Below are 16,214 nucleotides of genomic sequence, written 5' to 3'. Positions count from 1 at the left end.
TAGACCCGCATCCCTATTTTAGACCCGCATCCCTATTTTAGGCCCGCGCGGTGCAATTCGGTCCGAAGGTCGTCGATCTCTTCGAGCAGGTCGGCCACCAGCGCCGCCAGTTCGGGTTCGGCGTCGAACACGCGCTCCATCTCGCGCATGCGCCGGGCGCGACGCAGATGGCCGCTGGAAAAGCGCCAGGTGCCGGCCACCGACTCCGCGTGCGGGAACAGGCCTTCCTCGATATGCCGCAGCAGCCACTGGGGCTCGACCGTGCAGGCGCCCGCGACCTGTTCCAGCGTCAGCCAGCTGTCTTCGATCAGGCTGCCGATGAGGATGTCGTCGTCGTGCATGGCTACGTCCTCGGTTCGCGGCGCGGGTCGAAGGCGAGATCGCGCGCCATGGTCTGGTAGATCCTTTGCGCGGCCGGGCTGTCCGCGGGCGGCAGCACGACCTGCAGTTCCAACAGCAGGTCGCCGGGCGGGGTGGCCGGGATGCCCTTGCCGCGCACCCGAAGCTGGCGCCCGCTCTGGGCTCCGGCGGGAATGCGGACCTTCACCTCGCCGCCGGGCAGATCGACCGGAATCACCGCGCCCAGTGCCGCCTCCCAGGGGGCGACCGGAAGGACCAGGTGGAGATCCTTGCCGACGGCCCGGATGCGCGGATGCGGCCGGAAGTGGACCTCCAGCAGCAGATCGCCGGTGGGCCCGCCGCCGATCCCGGGGGCACCCTGTCCGGCCAGGCGGATGATCTGGCCTTCGTGCACGCCCTTGGGGATGCGCAGGTTCAGCGTGCGCGTGTCGAGCGCCACCCGGCCCTGCGCGTCCAGTTTCGGTACGCGTAGCGAGATCTGCCGGGTCGCGCCAGTGAACGCGTCTTCGAGATCGAGCAGCACCTTCGCATGGTGGTCTTCGCCACGCGCCCGGAACGACCCGCGCTCGGTGTGGAAGCCGCCACGGCCGGCACCCATATGCCCGAAGAGTTCGGAGAAGAAGTCGCTGAACGCCGCTTCCTCGGACGGCGAGAAGCCCCGGCCGGAAAACTCGAAACCGGCGTCCCAGTCGGGCGGTGGGCGGAATTCCTCGCCGGGTTGGTAGCCGCGGCCGAGCTGGTCGTATGCGGCGCGCTTCTCGGGATCCGAAAGTACCGCATAGGCTTCGTTCACCTCCTGCATCCGCGCTTCGGCGTCGGTTTCCTTGGACACATCGGGGTGGTACTTGCGGGCAAGCTTGCGATAGGCCTTCTTGATGTCTGAAACCGTGGCATCACGGGCGACACCGAGGATTTTGTAGTAATCCTTGAATTCCATTCGGCCTCCTTTGCTTGGGCAGCGCGACCGGATTCCTCCTGACACGAGATGGCTGCATCCATCGCGATTTCAACCCATTGAACCGCGTTCTGGAACCCCCATACTGGATCTCGGGGGCACCGTGGAAGGACGCCCGAACCGAGCCAATGGAGGAACTCATTATGTACCGTTCGCTGTTTCCACACGACATGTTCGCGGAGCTCGACCGTTTGCAGCGGGAGATGAACCGGGCCTTCGATCTTTCGCCGAGCATTCGGGGGCTGAGTCGGGGCGGGTTTCCCGCGATGAACGTCGGCAACACGCCGCGCTCGGTCGAGATCTATGCGTTCGCGCCCGGGATCGATCCCGCGTCGATCGACGTACAGCTGGAGCAAGGCGTGCTGATCGTCGCCGGTGAGCGGGCCTCCGACCTGCCCGGCGAGGACACGAAAGCCACCGTGCATATCGACGAGCGCTTCGCCGGCCGTTTCCGACGGGTCGTGAGCCTGCCCGACGACGTGGACCCGGACAAGGTCACGGCCCGGTACCGTGACGGGGTTCTGCACATCAGTATCCAGCGGCGCGAAGCGGCGATGCCGCGCCGGATCAATGTTCAGTAAGCGAGGAGGGCAGAGCGATGAATGAACGTACCCGGGTTGCGCAGCAACAGGAAAGGCAGGCCGCGCGTTCCGATACTCCGGAAGGGACGCTGATGCCGCCGGTGGACGTGTTCGAGGAGGGCACCGGCATCACCATGTACGCGGATCTGCCTGGCGTGTCGAAGGAGGGGCTGCACCTGCACGTCGAGGCCGATACGCTGACCATCGAGGGCGAGGTGGCGCTGAATATCCCCGAGGACATGGAGGCCACGCATGCCGAGGTCAGCATGCCGCGCTACCGGCGCGTGTTCACGCTGTCGCGGGAACTCGACACCGACAAGGTGAGCGCCGAGTTGCGCAACGGCGTGCTCAAGCTGCACATTCCCAAGGTGGAACACGCCCAGCCGCGGCGCATCGACGTGCAGGTGGCCTGATCGGCCCGACCGCCCCGTCGCGCGGCTGCGGCTGACGGGGCGGGGGGCGGGGAGGCGCGCACTTCGACGAGGTCGTGCGCGCATCTCGCCCCCTTTTGCCTGCGCGAGAGGGGGAACGCCTCAGACAGGCAAGCGGCGGCCTTACGAGGCCAGCCGCTTGTACTTCACGCGGTGCGGCTGGTCGGCCGCGGCGCCGAGGCGGTCGTGCCGATCGTCCTCGTATTCCTGGAAGTTGCCGTCGAAGAACACGACGTTGCCGTCTTCCTCGAAGGCGAGGATATGGGTCGCGATGCGGTCGAGGAACCAGCGGTCGTGCGAGATCACGATCGCGGAACCGGGGAAGTCGAGCAGGGCCTCTTCCAGCGCCCGCAGCGTCTCGACGTCGAGGTCGTTGGTCGGTTCGTCGAGCAACAGCAGGTTGCCGCCGCGCATCAGCACCTTGGCCAGGTGCACCCGGTTGCGTTCGCCCCCGGAGAGTTCCTTCATCCGTTTTTGCTGGTCCGAACCCTTGAAGTTGAAACGCCCGACGTAGGCGCGCGAAGGCATCTGGAAACTGCCGACCTGAACCACGTCCTGGCCGTTCGAGATCTCCTCCCAGACCGTTTTCTCGTCCTGGAGCGCGTCGCGGCTCTGGTCCACGTAGGCGATTTCCACGGTCTCACCGAGGCTGATGCTGCCCTGGTCGGGCTGTTCCTTGCCGGTGATCATTCGGAACAGCGTCGTCTTCCCGACGCCGTTCGGACCGATCACGCCGACGATCGCGCCGCGCGGAACCGAGAACGACAGCCCCTGGTAGAGCAGCCGGTCGCCATACGCCTTGCCCAGGGTCTCGGCGTCGAGCACCTTCTCGCCGAGCCGCGGGCCGGGCGGGATGTAGAGTTCCTTGGTTTCCGAACGCCGCTGGTAGTCGCTCGAGGCGATCTCCTCGAAGCGCTTCAGCCGCGCCTTGCTCTTCGCGGTGCGCCCCTTCGGGTTGCTGCGCACCCATTCGAGCTCCGACTCCATCGCCTTGATGCGCGCCTGCTCGGCCTTTTCTTCCTGCGCGAGCCGTTTCTCCTTCTGTTCCAGCCACGACGAGTAGTTGCCTTCCCAGGGAATGCCGTGGCCGCGGTCGAGTTCCAGGATCCAGCCGGCGACGTTGTCGAGGAAGTAGCGGTCGTGGGTGACCGCAACGACCGTTCCCGGGAATTCCTGCAGGAACCGCTCCAGCCAGGCGACGCTCTCGGCATCCAGGTGGTTGGTCGGCTCGTCCAGGATCAGCATGTCCGGGCTCGACAGCAAGAGCCGGCACAGCGCGACGCGGCGGCGCTCGCCGCCGGAGAGGGTTTGCACGTCGGCGTCCCAGGGCGGCAGGCGCAGCGCGTCGGCCGCGACTTCGAGCCGGCGCTCGAGGTTGTGACCATCGCTGGCCTGGATCAGTGCCTCGAGTTCGCCCTGTTCCGCGGCGAGCTTGTCGAAGTCGGCGTCGGGCTCGGCATAGGCCGCGTAGACCTGGTCCAGGCGCGCGAGCGCGTCCTTGATCGGCTGCACGCCTTCCTCGACATTGCCGCGCACGTCCTTGCTGCCGTCGAGTTGCGGCTCCTGCGGCAGGTAGCCGATGCGGATGCCAGGCTGCGGACGCGCCTCGCCGACGATGTCCTTGTCCACCCCGGCCATGATCCGCAACAGGGTGGATTTGCCCGAGCCGTTGTAGCCGAGCACCCCGATCTTGGCGCCGGGGAAGAAATTCAGGTAGATGTCCTTCAGGATCTGCTTCTTCGGCGGGACGATCTTGCCCACGCCGTTCATGGTGAAAATGTACTGCGCCATAAGGTCTCTTCCGGTTGCGATACCGGCTGGTAAAGGCTGGGTCGCAGACTCTATCACGACTCGGCCGGGAAATTATCGGGTCACGCCTGCGTCTATAAGGGCATCCCCACCACCGACCCGAGGAGGTCTCGATGTCTGGTTTGCGCAAGCCCTTGCATGCCGTTTGGCTGGCCCTGATCCTGTGGTTGCCGCTCGCGGCAGCGGCCGCCGAACGCGTTACCCTGGAGCACGATGGATTGACCCTGGTCGGTCACCTGCAGGCCCCGGCCGACCCCGGCGACGGCGTGGTGCTGATGCTGCACGGCACGCTCGCCCACGGGCGCATGGAGACGATGGCCACGGTGCAGGATCTGCTGGCCGAGCGTGGCGTCAATTCCCTGTCGGTGAATCTCAGCTACGGGATCGACGGGCGCGAAGGCATGTTCGAATGCGACCGGCCGGTGACCCACGGGCTGGACGCGCATTTCTCGGAATTGCAGGCCTGGCGCACTTGGCTTGCGGAGCAGGGCTACGGCCCGGTGTCGCTCCTGGGTCACTCGCGCGGCGGCAATCAGATCGCGCGGTTCTACCAGGAGTACGGCCCGAGCGACGTGCCCGCACTGGTGCTGATCGCGCCGTCGACCTATGACGCCGACCGCGCGGCGGCCGACTACGAGGTGCAGAGCGGCATGCCGCTGGCCACTCCGCTCGAACAGGCAGAGGAGCTGCTGCGCATGGAGCAGCCCGATACGCGGCTCGAGGGCGTGCGCTTCCTCTACTGTGAGGAACTCGATGTCGCGCCGGCTGCGTTCCTCGGCTATTACCGGCCCGAGGCGGCGCACGACACGCCCAGCGTGATCGACGGGGTGGACGTGCCGACGCTGGTGATCATCGGTTCCGAGGACGATGTGGTGGCAGACCTGCCGGAACGCATGGCGGGCCTTGCCGATGCCGCGAACGTGACCACCGCGACCATCGACGGCGCGGATCACTTCTTCCGCGATTTCTTCGCCGACGACGTCGCGGACGCGGTCGTGGAGTTCCTCGACTGAGGCGGCCCGCCTCGATGCCGTCCGGCACGACCTGCGCGGGCGGGTGTCGGAGTCGCCGGGCTCCGGTGCCGCCCGCAAGTGGTGCCGACACCGGACGGTGCCACCCGGATCGGTTTCGAAGGAATTTGTATTTCAGTGGTATGTGTTGAGAAACTCGTGCGCTTTCTCAACCATGTTGCGCGATCCGACGTAGAACGGCACCCGCTGGTGCAGGCCTTCCGGGGTGAGCTGAAGGGTGCGGATCCTGCCGTTCGTCGCCGAGCCACCGGCCTGCTCGGCGACGAACGCGACCGGGTTGCATTCGTAGATCAGCCGCAGCTTGCCCTTGGGGGCGCTCTGCGTCTCGGGGTAGATGAAGATGCCGCCCTGCAGCAGGTTGCGGTGAAAATCGGACACCAGCGATCCGATGTAGCGCGAGGTATAGGGGCGCCCGCTTGCCGGGTCGATCTCCTGGCAGTACTTGATGTACTGCTTCACGCCCATCGGAAAATGAACGTAGTTGCCTTCGTTGATGCTGTAGATGCGCCCCGCATCGGGCGTCCGGATTCCCGGGTGTGACAGGCAGAACTCGCCGATTCCCGGATCCAGCGTGAATCCGTCGACGCCGTTGCCGGTGGTGTACACGAGCATGGTCGACGAACCGTAGATCACATAACCGGCCGCGACCTGCTGTGTCCCGGGCTGCAGGAAATCGCTCAGCGCCGCCGGCTCGCCCTCCGGGCTCAGGCGCCGGTAGATCGAGAAGATGGTGCCGACGGATACATTCACCTCGATGTTGGACGAGCCGTCCAGCGGGTCCATGCAGAACACATAGTGGCCGTCGCGCGACAGGCCTTCGTCGAAGGTGACGATTTCCTGGTTCTCCTCGGAGGCAATCGCACAGACTTCGCCCGACGCCTGCAGTGCGGCGGTGAAATGGTCGTTGGCGAAGACATCGAGTTTCTGAACATCCTCGCCCTGCACGTTGATTCCGCCGGCTTCGCCGAGGATGTCCACCAGGCCGGCCTTGTTGATCTTCTTGTTGACGATCTTCGCGGCGACGCCGATGTGGTGCAGCAAGCGGGAGAGATCGCCCCGCGCCTCCGGGTGTTCCGCCTGCCGGTTGATGATGAACTCGTTCAGGGTGACGATCGGATACCCTGCACTGGCCTTCATTTCCGAACCTCGCATGCGCCGCTACTCGCGCCCAGTATACGCCCGGTCCGTCGCCGTGCGCCGGCCGGAGGCGTCGCCTGCGGGTGTTGTCATCGCCCGGCCATGCTGGGACCATACCGCCGCGCCCAGCCCCCCATCCCCACCGAGGAGTGCTCCATGATGGACTTTCGTGTAGGCCGAACCTTGCAGCTGATGGGCAAGACCCTTCCGTTCATCCTGCTGCGGCTTGTGGTGTTCTTCGGGATCACGCTCGCCTACGTGATCGCCACCGGTGGCGGTGCGGGGATCGGGTACCTGGTCGGCCGCGTGGGCGACGAGCCGGCCGGGTACGCGTTCTTCGGCGGCTTCGTTGGGTTCGCGGTCGTCTCGGGGGTCATCTACTTCCTGCGCGAGTACCTGCTGTACCTGGTCAAGGCCGGCCATATCGCGGTGCTGGTGCACGCGATCGACGGCAAGCCGCTGCCCGAGGGCAAGGGGCAGATCGCCTACGCAACCGGCGAGGTGCGCAGCCGCTTCGTCGAGGCTTCGGTGCTGTTCGCGGTGGATCAATTGATCAAGGGCGTGCTGAAGGTGATCAACCGGCTGCTGATGACGATCGGCAATCTCCTGCCGATTCCGGCGTTGCAAGGCGTGATGAAGTTCCTGACCACGGTGATCAACCTGTCGCTGACCTACGTCGACGAGGTGATCCTGGCCCACAATATCCGGACGCAGTCGACCAACCCCTGGGCGAGCAGTCGCGAGGCGCTGGTGCTGTACGCGCAGAACTACGGGAAGATGCTCAAGAACGCGCTGTTCCTGGCGGTGATCGTATGGGTGCTGACGCTGCTGATCTTCCTGGTCACCCTGGCGCCGTTCCTTGCGCTGGTCAGCTTCTTCCCGGAAGGGGCGGGGTTCTGGACCGTGGTGGTCGCGTTCGTGTTCGCGATCTCGCTGAAGGCCGCGATCATCGATCCGTTCGCGATGGCTGCGCTGATCCAGGCCTATTTCAAGATCACCGACGGCCAACAGCCGCGCGAGGACTGGGTGGCGCGGCTCGAGGGCGCGAGCAGCAAGTTCCGGGAGCTTGGCGAGAAGGCGACGGGCCACGTCCCCGGGCTCGGCGCCAGCGCCAAGCCCGGCGAATCGACGCCGCCGGCGGGGTAAGACGCGACGCCTGGTTACCGTGGCGGCCGGCGCAGCGGGGCGGTGGGCTTCGGCGTGCCGGCGCAGCGGCCAGCGGCGGCGGTCGCGTGGGCCGCTGTGCGTCGTGGCACCGGTGACGCGACGGGGCCGATTACTACGGGGGCGGCTTGTCGGAGCGGCGGTCGAGGCGCCGGCGGGCGAGGGCGCCGAGCAACAGCAATGCGGTCAGCGCGAACAGTGGCAGGACGGTCCCGAGTTGTAGCGGTTCTCCGGTCTCGATCGCCTCGACGGCACCGTACACGGCGCTCGAGTACACGCCCCACTTGACCGCAAGGCCGACCAGCGCGGCCAGCAGGAAGCTGCCCAGCGGAAGGCGGAGGATGCCGCCTGCGAAATTCACCACCGAGTGCGGAAAGCCCGGAAGGATGCGCAGCGCGGTCTGGGTCAGCAGATCTCCGCGGCGCTGCAGCAGTTCAAGCAGGCGTTCGCCACCGCGTGGCGCGTGCTGGCGGCCGAGGCGACGCGACAGGAAATAGGCACCAAGGGCGCCGGGCAGGCTGCCGGCGAGCAGCATGGCCACCGATACCAGCGGCGGGTGAAACGGGGCGATCAGCCAGAACGCGAGGCTTCCGGGCAGCGCGAAGCTGAACAACACGGCCATCAGCACCACCACGCCGACCATGGCCCAGGGCTGATCCGCGATCCGGTCGCCCCATTCCAGAAAAACGGCGAGGTCGCGCGAGTACCAAGACGCCAGGACCAGTCCGGTGACTACCAGCGCCAGCAGCACGAGTCCGCGCCAGTGTCGGCCGAGCCTGCGGATCATGCGCGTGACCAAGGGGCTGCTCATCGCCTGCCACTCCGTTGCACCCGGCGGCACGGGCGGCCGACTCGGGGGTGCCCTGGCGCCGGCAGGCCCTCCGTCGGCCGCTGTCCCGGCCTTCTTGCTGGCTCCCTTCATCGCAGAATCGCGCGCGAAGCGCAAGGCAGCGAACGGCGGAGCGCCTGGGCCCGGTCGCCATCCCTCGGGGTCTCGCCGGTAAAACCCGCCCGATACCCCGGGGGAAAGGTTCTCTGCGCGCAGCTTGCGGGAGGCGCGCGCGGGCCGGGGATCGCGCGTACACTGGTTCCTGCCTTGCAGGTATCTGCCCCACCCCAGCACAGGGATCGCTCATGTACCGGTTGATTCGCCCGCTGCTGTTCGCGATGTCTCCCGAAACCGCGCACCGGGTGAGCTTTGCGGCTCTGGATGTTGCGGCCCGGCTGCATCTGGTGCCGGGTGGCGTCCTCAACGCGAATCCCGTGCAGGTGATGGGCCTGGAGTTTCCGAACCGGGTGGGGCTGGCTGCGGGGCTGGACAAGAACGGCGAGCATATCCGCGGGTTGGCCAGATTCGGATTCGGGCACCTCGAACTGGGTACCGTGACCCCGCGTGCGCAGCCCGGCAATCCGCGCCCGCGGCTCTACCGCCTGCCGCAGGCGCAGGCGCTGATCAACCGCATGGGGTTCAATAACGAGGGTGCCGAACGGCTGGTCGAGAACGTTCGCGCGGCTGGGACGCACTACCCGGGCATTCTCGGCATCAACATCGGCAAGAACAAGACGACCCCGAACGAACGGGCGGCAGACGACTATCGGTCTGCGTTCGACACCGTCTATCCCTGGGCCGGCTACGTCGCTGTGAACATCTCGTCGCCCAACACCGAGAGCCTGCGGGAACTGCAGCAGGACGCGGCCCTGGATGGGTTGCTCGGCGCACTGAAGACGCAGCAGGCGCGACTGTCCGACCGCCATGGCCGTTATGTGCCGCTGGCGTTGAAGATCGCCCCGGACCTGGACGAGGGCGCGATCGAGGCGATCGCCCGGCTGTTGGTCCGGCATGGCATTGACGGCGTGATCGCGACCAACACCACCACCGATCGTTCGGCCGTCGCCGGGTTGCCGCATGCGGACGAAGCCGGCGGCCTCTCGGGCGCCCCGGTGGCTGCGCCGTCGCTACGGGTGATCCGGACCTTGAGCAGGACCCTCGACGGAGCCGTGCCGATCATCGGCGTCGGCGGCATTCTGTCGGGACAGGATGCGGTCGACAAGATCCGCGCCGGGGCGAGCCTGGTGCAGATCTACACCGGCCTGATCTACCGCGGCCCGGGGCTGGTGCGCGAATGCGTGCAGGCGCTGGCCGGAGAGGTCAACTGACCTGCGCGCCGGCCCAACCCCCGATGATGAAAGAGGCGTAGGGCGGAAAAGGCCGAAGGCCGTCATCCGCCAGCTGGCGCCCGGATTGCCGCGGGCGCCTGGGCATTGCGAACGCCGTACGGCGGATGACGGCTGCGCTTTTCCGCCCTACGGGTCTGGCCGCAGAGGTCGGCTGACCTGCGCGGCGGCCCAACAACGGCGCGCGTGCGTCCCGGTGGCGGCTGCGCTGATCCAGCGGCGCACGACCGCCTGACGCGCGTTCGCAGCGCTTGCCCGACTAGCCGGTGGCGCCGGCCAGAGCGCCCCGGTCGAAGCGGTTTTCGTACAGCCGCAGCAGTGCCGGGATCACCAGCAGCACCAGCAGCGTCGCGACACCGAGGCCGAACACGATCGAGATCGCCATCGGAATCAGGAACTGCGCCTGGAGCGAGCGCTCGAACAGCAGCGGCGTGAGACCGGCAATGGTCGTGGCGGAGGTCAGGATCACTGCCCGCAGCCGCTGGCACGAAGCCTCGATGATGGCCTCGCGCAGCGCCAGGCCCTGGTCGCGCAGTCCCTGGTAGAAACTCACCAGGATGATCGAGTTGTTGACGACGATGCCGGTCAGCCCGAAGAGGCCGAAAATCGACAGAATGGTCAGCTCGACTCCCATCATCCAGTGCCCGAGCATCGCGCCGAGGATCCCGAACGGGATGATCGACATCACGATCAGCGGCCAGCCCCAGGACGCGAACACCCACGCCAGCGTCAGATACATCAGCCCCAGCGCCAGCACCAGTCCCAAGCGCATGTCGGCGAAGGTATCGGCCTGGTCCGCCGCACGCCCCTCGAACGAGTAGTTCACGCCATAGCGCTGGGCCAGTTCGTCGAGCGGGCCGGCTTCGAGCGCGGCGCGGATTCGAGCGGCGTTGTTCACGGCGCGGTCGACTTCCGCGGAGACGTGGATCGCCAGCCGCGTGTCGGCATGCCGCAGGGTTTCGAAACCCTGCCGGGATTCCAGCTCGACGACGGTATCCAGCGGCACGAGCGCCCCGGAAGGGAGGTGGATCGACAGGCGTTCGAGGGTCTCGGTGTGGTGGCGCTCGCGGTCCGGCAGGCGCACACGGACTTCGACCTCCTCCAGGCCGTCCTGGAAGATCTGGGCCAGGCGTCCGTCGAACGCGTCGCGCAGCTGGGTGCCCACACTCTCGGTGGTCAGGCCTGCCGCGAGTCCCTCGGGCCGGATCGAGTAGATCAGCTGTTCGCGGCCAAACGGGGTGTCGTCGTTGATGGCATAGGTTCCGGGGATGTCCGCGAAGGTTTCGGCCAGCGCCAGCGCCGCGTCCTTGAGCCGCTCCGGGTCGTCTCCGGTCAGGCGGATGTCGAGGTCGCGTCCCGGTGGCCCGCCCTGGCGCTCGCTGATGTTGAAGTTTTCCACGCCCGGGGTGAGCCGCACGCGCTCCTGCCAGGCCCGGATGATCTCGCGGTTCAGCACGTTGCGGGCCTCGGGGGAAACGAGCTCGACCTGGATGTTGCCGAACTGTTCGCCCTGGGGAGCATTGCCGTCGCCCGGGTCGATGCCCAGTCCGCGCCGGACCACCGTGGCGCGGACCAGTCCGCCACCCAGCGCACGCTCGGCTTCGTACAGGGCCTCCTCGGTGGCGACGAGGAACGCGGTGACGCGTTCCGGCGGGGTGCCGGCGACGAAGTTTACGCCGGCGTTCAGCACGGTCCCTTCGGGTGCAGGAAAGAACGTGAAGCCGATGCGCCCGCTGGCCGCGAGGCCGATGGCCAGGATCAGCGCGGCGACGGCCAGCGCCAGCGTTACCCCGGCATGATCGACCGCCTGCGATACCAGGCGGCGGAAGGGGCCGTTGCGCAGGCGCTCGAAGCCGGCGTCGAACCGGGCCCGCAGACTGCCGGCAGGCGGCGGCTGCAGGCGAGTCAGCACGCCCTTCAGGTGCGCCGGCAGGATCAGGAACGCAATCGCCAGCGTCGCGGCGATCACGCAGATCACGACCAATGGAATGTCGAACAGGATGTTGCCGATGATCCCGCCGATCAGCATCAGCGGCAGGAAGGCCGCGATCGTCGTCAGCGAGGCCGAGATCACAGGGGCCAGCATGCGCTGGGCGCCGTTGCCGGCGGCCTCGGCCGGCTCCTGGCCCTGCTGGTGCAGCGTGTACGCGTGCTCGGAGACGACGATGGCGTTGTCGACGATGATCCCCAGCGACATGATGAAGCCGAACAGCGAGATCATGTTGATCGACCCGCCGACCAGCCAAAGCACGATCAGCGCCGCGGTGAATGCGATCGGGATGCCCAGCGCCACGCGCAGCGCGACGTGGCGATTCAGGAACAGGAACAGGATGGCGAGCACCAGGACGAGCCCGCCGGCGCCGTTTTTCAGCAGCAGCAGGATGCGTTCGAGCAGCAACTCCCAGAAGGCGTCGATCGCCTCCACCTGGACGCCGGGCGGCAGGATCGGGCGCGTTTCGGCCAGCCACTCCTCGAGGATGCGGGCGGCCTGCAGCGAGTCCCCGGTCTCGGTGCGCATCAATTGCATTTCCAGCGCCGGGCGGCCTTCGACGCTCACGCTGACCTGGCCGTCGCGGGGTACGCGTTCGATTTCGGCGATCTGCCCGAGCTTGAGCAGCCCGAGTTCCGGGTCGGCCCGCAATGGCAGATCTTCGAACGCGATGATATCCCGGCGCTGGTCGAGGCTGCGGATCTGGCGCGCGGTGTCCGCACGGCCCGCGCTGCCCGCGGGGATGTCGCGGCTCAGGCTCGTGATCCGCTGAGCGATATCCCCCAGGGTGAGATCGGTATTGTAGAGCTGGATCGCCGGCACCTGGATCGCCATCTCGTCTTCCGGGAGGCCGGTGAATTCCACTCGGGCGATCCCGCGATCCAGCAGTTCGCGTTCGAATTGCCGGCCCAGAGTGCGCAGGTCGTAGATGTCGTCGAGACCGCTGACGAGCAGCCGCGCGACCGGCTCATACCGCACGATACGCGTGACGATCGGGGTCTCGGCCTCGTCCGGCAGGTTGCGCTGTTGGTCCACCCGGTCCTTGACCTGTTCCAGCGCCAGGGTCATGTCGGTGCCGGCCTCGAATTCCAGCGTAATCGCGGCGACGCCCAGCGCCGACGTGGACGTCAGGTTCCGCAGCCCGTCGACAGTGCGCAGATCCTGTTCCAGCGGGTCGGTGATCCCGCGTTCCACGTCCTCGGCGCTGGCCCCGGTCCAGACCACTCGCACTGAAACGAAGTCCAGCTCGAAGTTCGGGAAGAACTGGGTATTGAGCTTCAGCAGTGCAAAAGCACCGCCGAGAATCATCAGGGCGATCAGCAGGTTCGCCGCTAGCCGGTGACGAAGAAAAAGCTGAATCAGTCCGCGGCCCCCCGGAATCCCCGTGCCCGTCGCCGCGGGGGGTGCGCCGTTCGGGGTCACTGGTCGGCACCTTCGCTGTCCAATGTCACGTCCACGGGCAGGCCGTCGACCGCGTTGGGAAGGCGCGTGACCACGAGCACATCGCCGGATCGCAGTTCGGGATGCCGGATCAGCGCCAGGGTGCGCCCGTCGTGGTCCACCTGCTCGCCCAGGCGTTCGACCCGCAGGCCCTGCATGCGCTCGTCGACCACGCGGTAGACCCGATCGCGGCCGTACAGCGCCTCGAACGGGACGGGCACGCTGTCCGCCTCCGAGGGAAGCTCGAGCCGAAGATTCACGAAGCGGTTCAGCGGCAGTGCACCGCCGCCCTCGGTGACCCGGAACACCGCCCCGATTCCCGCCTCGCCTGGCCGGGTCTCGCCCTCGATGCGGACCAACTCCGCCCGGATCGGAGCCCCGCCGACCCGGGCGCGTGCGGGCAACGGATCCTGCTGTTCCAGCAGCCTGGTGATCGTCGCGACCATCGCATCGGGCAGGCTTACGCGGATTTCGACATCGTCGGTTGCGTACAGCCGCAGCAGTGGGTCACCGACCCGGACCCGTTCCCCGGCGCTCACCTGCAGTTCCACCAGGCGGGCAGGAACCGTGGCGGCGATTTCGGTACGGGACAGGTCGAGCGCGGCCCGATCCCGGGCGGCACGGGCGCGTTCCTCGCGGGCTGCTGCCTGGTCCAGACGGGCTGGCGCGTCGGCCACCGCCTGCTCGCGGGCGATGACCGCCAGCCTTGCCTGCTCCAGCAGCCGCTGTGCCTCGTCCACGTCTGCGTCCGAGCCGAGGTTGCGGGTGCGCAGATCCTGAGCGCGGTCGAGACCGCGCTGGCTGATCTGCAGCAGCTGCCGTTCCCGCCTCAGCGTGCGCTCGTCGGTTTCGGCACGCAACCGTTCGCTGGAGAGCATCGCCTGCGCTTCGCGCAGCTCCGCCTCGCGTTGGGCGAGCGTCAGCCGTGCCTCGGAGGGGTCGATTTGCACCAGCACGTCGCCGGGTCCGACGACTTGGCCCGCGCGAACGGGCACATGGTCGACGACGCCTTCGATGGCGGCACGCAGCGTGGCCGTCTGCGGTGACTGCACGCGCCCGTAAAGTTCGGTACTCGGGTGGTATACCCCGGGCTCGACCGCCATGCCGCGGACCGGCCAGGTCCTCTCGCTGGTCGCCGGCGCGGGCGCGGAAGGCCCTGTCATTCGCAGGGCGATGAATCCGGCGCCGGCTGCGGCGACGATCAGGAGCGGCAGCAGCTTTCTGGCGATCCTCATCACGGATGTGGCCTCGATGCAACGAAGGTGGGGGTTGGCTTTGCTGCCAGTCGGATGAGGGTACCGGCAGTACCCCGTGCGCTGGAAGGACAGGCCATGATACCGGATCCGGCGCTCGTCTCGTGAGCACGTATGGAACCGAGCGGGGCGACGGATGAGGGCGGTTTGTTATCCTTGGGGGATTCGCTGCTAAGCTCAACAGACGTGCGGCCCGCTGGCCGCGGCAACGGAGGAACTCCACTATGCAGTATCGGTATGGACTACAGGCTATGGCCGTTTTGGCGGTCACCGTTTTTGCACTCGTGTTCTCGGGTGCGGCGCTGGGCCAGCAACAGCCCGGTCCGCTGGAACGGGAATACGTGGAACTCCAGCAGCGGCTGGCGCAGGCGCAGCATGCAGCGATGGAGAACAATCCGGAACTCCTGGACCAGGCGGAGGCGATGGAGGAACTCGTCACGCAGAAAATGCGCGACGCGGGCTATGACCCGGGCGGCATCATGGAAACCCTGCTCGCAGCCCAGGGCCGCCTGCAGGACGAGCATTTGACGGATGCGCAGCGCCGCGAGATCGTGGAATCGCCGGAAGTGATGGAGGCGCAGCGGGAACTGCGCGCAGCGCAGGAGGCCGTGGCCCAGGATCCCGAGGTGGTTGCTGCGCAGCAGGCGTACGAGGACGATCTGCTCGAGGCGATGCGGCGCGAGGAACCCGAAGTCGACCGGATCATCGAGCGCCTGCAGCAAATCCAGCAGGAGGCCCAGCGCGGAGGCCGTTGAGCCGTAGGTTCCCCCTCGGTAATCCGAAGGGGGATTCAGGCGGCTGGTGTGTGCCCGATGGCTGCGGGCACACCGGCGCCTGTGCACTCAGCGCAGTGCGGTGACCAGGCCCTCGAGGGAGATGTGCTGCCCGGTCGTACGGCCCGCTTCAGGCCCCAGCAGGTACAGGTAGGGTCCGACGATCTGGTCCGGAGTCGGCAGCGATTCGGGGTTTTCGCCCGGGTAGTGCAATGCCCGAAAACGCGTCCGGACCGGGCCGGTATCGACCCCGTTCACGCGAATGAAGCCCTGTTCCCCGGAGTGTTCGCGGGACAGGATATCGATCAGGGCATCCTGGCCCGCCTTGGCCACTCCGAACGCTCCCCAGAACGCCTTGCGTGCGTTCTGCGCGGACACCACGATTGCACCGTCGCCGCTGGCCTCGAGCATGGGTAGGACCGCCTGGGTCAGCAGCACGGGGCCGTTCAGATTGGTCTGGATCACCTGGGCCCAGAGTTCGGGATCGTAGTACTTCAGTGGAGTCAGGGTGCCGGCCCAGCCGGCGTTCAGGACCAGTCCGTCCAGCCTGCCAAGGGACCCCAGCAGGTTCTCCGCCAGGTCGGCGTAGTCCTTGATGGTGGCCCCCTCCAGATTGAGCGGGTAGATCGCAGGCTGAGGACTGCCCGCCGACTCGATCGCGTCGTAGGTTTTCTCGAGGCGCTTGATGTCCCGGTCGAGCAGCACCACCGTGGCCCCGGCGGCAGCCGCGGCCAGGCTTACCGCCCGGCCGATGCCGTCGGCGGCACCGGTGACGAGGATCACGCGCCCGGCCAGGGTTTCCGGGGCGGGCTGGTAGGCGAGCAGGGCATGGACGTCCAGGTCGGGCAAGGCGCGATCTCCGGCGAAAACTGCGCCTATTCTAGGCCAGATTGCTGCGCTGCTTCGAGTAGGCCAGTTCGCTGTACTGCTTCGAGGCATGCGCCGCAAACGAGCAGCCGGTGGCGCCGGCGGCGCTTGTTTCCAATGGCGTTTCTGACTAGTGTCAGCTGGTAGTGGCACGGAATTCGGCGCGATCGATGGTAGCCTCCGGGCTCCCGGGAGCCGGGCACGGCATGACCGGCGTCTATTGGCGGCTGAAAACCCTGATAGGAATC

General features: G+C 67.2%; 14 protein-coding genes. 6 read left to right on the top strand and 8 right to left on the bottom strand.

Annotation, left to right across the window (positions count from 1 at the left end; genetic code table 11):
- Window positions 1-32: 32 nt before the first annotated feature.
- Together THITH_RS08905 and THITH_RS08900 are read right to left on the bottom strand one after the other, a co-directional pair.
- Window positions 33-341, bottom strand: a complete 309-nt coding sequence (locus THITH_RS08905) for a chaperone modulator CbpM (protein ID WP_006747413.1) — start codon at window positions 339-341, stop codon at window positions 33-35.
- Between the two features lie 2 nt (window positions 342-343).
- The gene (locus tag THITH_RS08900) at window positions 344-1,297 is read right to left on the bottom strand and encodes a DnaJ C-terminal domain-containing protein (protein ID WP_006747414.1); all 954 of its coding nucleotides are present in this window, start codon (window positions 1,295-1,297) and stop codon (window positions 344-346) included.
- 146 nt (window positions 1,298-1,443) lie between these two features.
- Between THITH_RS08900 and THITH_RS08895 the strand changes: the two genes are divergently transcribed.
- Window positions 1,444-1,896, top strand: a complete 453-nt coding sequence (locus tag THITH_RS08895) for an Hsp20/alpha crystallin family protein (RefSeq protein WP_232222178.1) — start codon at window positions 1,444-1,446, stop codon at window positions 1,894-1,896.
- 17 nt (window positions 1,897-1,913) lie between these two features.
- Window positions 1,914-2,309, top strand: a complete 396-nt coding sequence (locus THITH_RS08890; RefSeq protein WP_006747416.1) for an Hsp20/alpha crystallin family protein — start codon at window positions 1,914-1,916, stop codon at window positions 2,307-2,309.
- Between the two features lie 141 nt (window positions 2,310-2,450).
- On the opposite strand, the gene ettA is transcribed toward THITH_RS08890, so the two are convergent.
- Window positions 2,451-4,118: an energy-dependent translational throttle protein EttA gene (ettA, locus tag THITH_RS08885; RefSeq protein ID WP_006747417.1), complete on the bottom strand. Its 1,668-nt coding sequence runs from the start codon at window positions 4,116-4,118 to the stop codon at window positions 2,451-2,453.
- A gap of 131 nt (window positions 4,119-4,249) precedes the next feature.
- Between ettA and THITH_RS08880 the strand changes: the two genes are divergently transcribed.
- Window positions 4,250-5,149 (top strand): alpha/beta hydrolase, encoded by a 900-nt coding sequence (locus tag THITH_RS08880; RefSeq protein ID WP_006747418.1) that lies wholly within the window; start codon window positions 4,250-4,252, stop codon window positions 5,147-5,149.
- A 132-nt stretch (window positions 5,150-5,281) separates the two neighbouring features.
- On the opposite strand, the gene fbp is transcribed toward THITH_RS08880, so the two are convergent.
- Entirely contained in the window at window positions 5,282-6,304 is a 1,023-nt protein-coding gene (gene fbp, locus THITH_RS08875; RefSeq protein ID WP_006747419.1) for a class 1 fructose-bisphosphatase, read from the bottom strand.
- Window positions 6,305-6,460: 156 nt separating this feature from the next.
- Here fbp and THITH_RS08870 point away from each other — a divergent pair, with 156 nt between their 5' ends.
- On the top strand, window positions 6,461-7,450 hold the full coding sequence (locus THITH_RS08870) for a hypothetical protein (RefSeq protein WP_006747420.1): 990 nt from the start codon (window positions 6,461-6,463) through the stop codon (window positions 7,448-7,450).
- 133 nt (window positions 7,451-7,583) lie between these two features.
- On the opposite strand, the gene THITH_RS08865 is transcribed toward THITH_RS08870, so the two are convergent.
- A complete protein-coding gene (locus THITH_RS08865; protein ID WP_006747421.1) occupies window positions 7,584-8,279 on the bottom strand; it encodes a TVP38/TMEM64 family protein in 696 nt (231 codons plus the stop codon).
- A 323-nt stretch (window positions 8,280-8,602) separates the two neighbouring features.
- Here THITH_RS08865 and THITH_RS08860 point away from each other — a divergent pair, with 323 nt between their 5' ends.
- A complete protein-coding gene (locus tag THITH_RS08860) occupies window positions 8,603-9,625 on the top strand; it encodes a quinone-dependent dihydroorotate dehydrogenase (protein ID WP_006747422.1) in 1,023 nt (340 codons plus the stop codon).
- Between the two features lie 277 nt (window positions 9,626-9,902).
- On the opposite strand, the gene THITH_RS08855 is transcribed toward THITH_RS08860, so the two are convergent.
- Entirely contained in the window at window positions 9,903-13,055 is a 3,153-nt protein-coding gene (locus tag THITH_RS08855) for an efflux RND transporter permease subunit (protein ID WP_006747423.1), read from the bottom strand.
- Entirely contained in the window at window positions 13,052-14,308 is a 1,257-nt protein-coding gene (locus THITH_RS08850; RefSeq protein ID WP_006747424.1) for an efflux RND transporter periplasmic adaptor subunit, read from the bottom strand. Before THITH_RS08850 ends, THITH_RS08855 begins: the two co-directional genes overlap by 4 nt.
- A 269-nt stretch (window positions 14,309-14,577) precedes the next feature.
- Between THITH_RS08850 and THITH_RS08845 the strand changes: the two genes are divergently transcribed.
- Entirely contained in the window at window positions 14,578-15,081 is a 504-nt protein-coding gene (locus tag THITH_RS08845; RefSeq protein ID WP_051418651.1) for a hypothetical protein, read from the top strand.
- Window positions 15,082-15,168: 87 nt separating this feature from the next.
- Here the strand turns inward: THITH_RS08845 and THITH_RS08840 are convergent, their stop codons facing one another.
- Window positions 15,169-15,948, bottom strand: a complete 780-nt coding sequence (locus tag THITH_RS08840) for an SDR family NAD(P)-dependent oxidoreductase (RefSeq protein ID WP_006747426.1) — start codon at window positions 15,946-15,948, stop codon at window positions 15,169-15,171.
- Between the last annotated feature and the right edge of the window lie 266 nt (window positions 15,949-16,214).

The sequence above is a fragment of the Thioalkalivibrio paradoxus ARh 1 genome (genome assembly GCF_000227685.2).
Taxonomy (GTDB): Bacteria; Pseudomonadota; Gammaproteobacteria; order Ectothiorhodospirales; family Ectothiorhodospiraceae; genus Thioalkalivibrio; species Thioalkalivibrio paradoxus.
The sequence above is the reverse complement of the archived record's forward strand: the minus strand, read 5'-3'. Positions and strand labels throughout refer to the sequence as shown.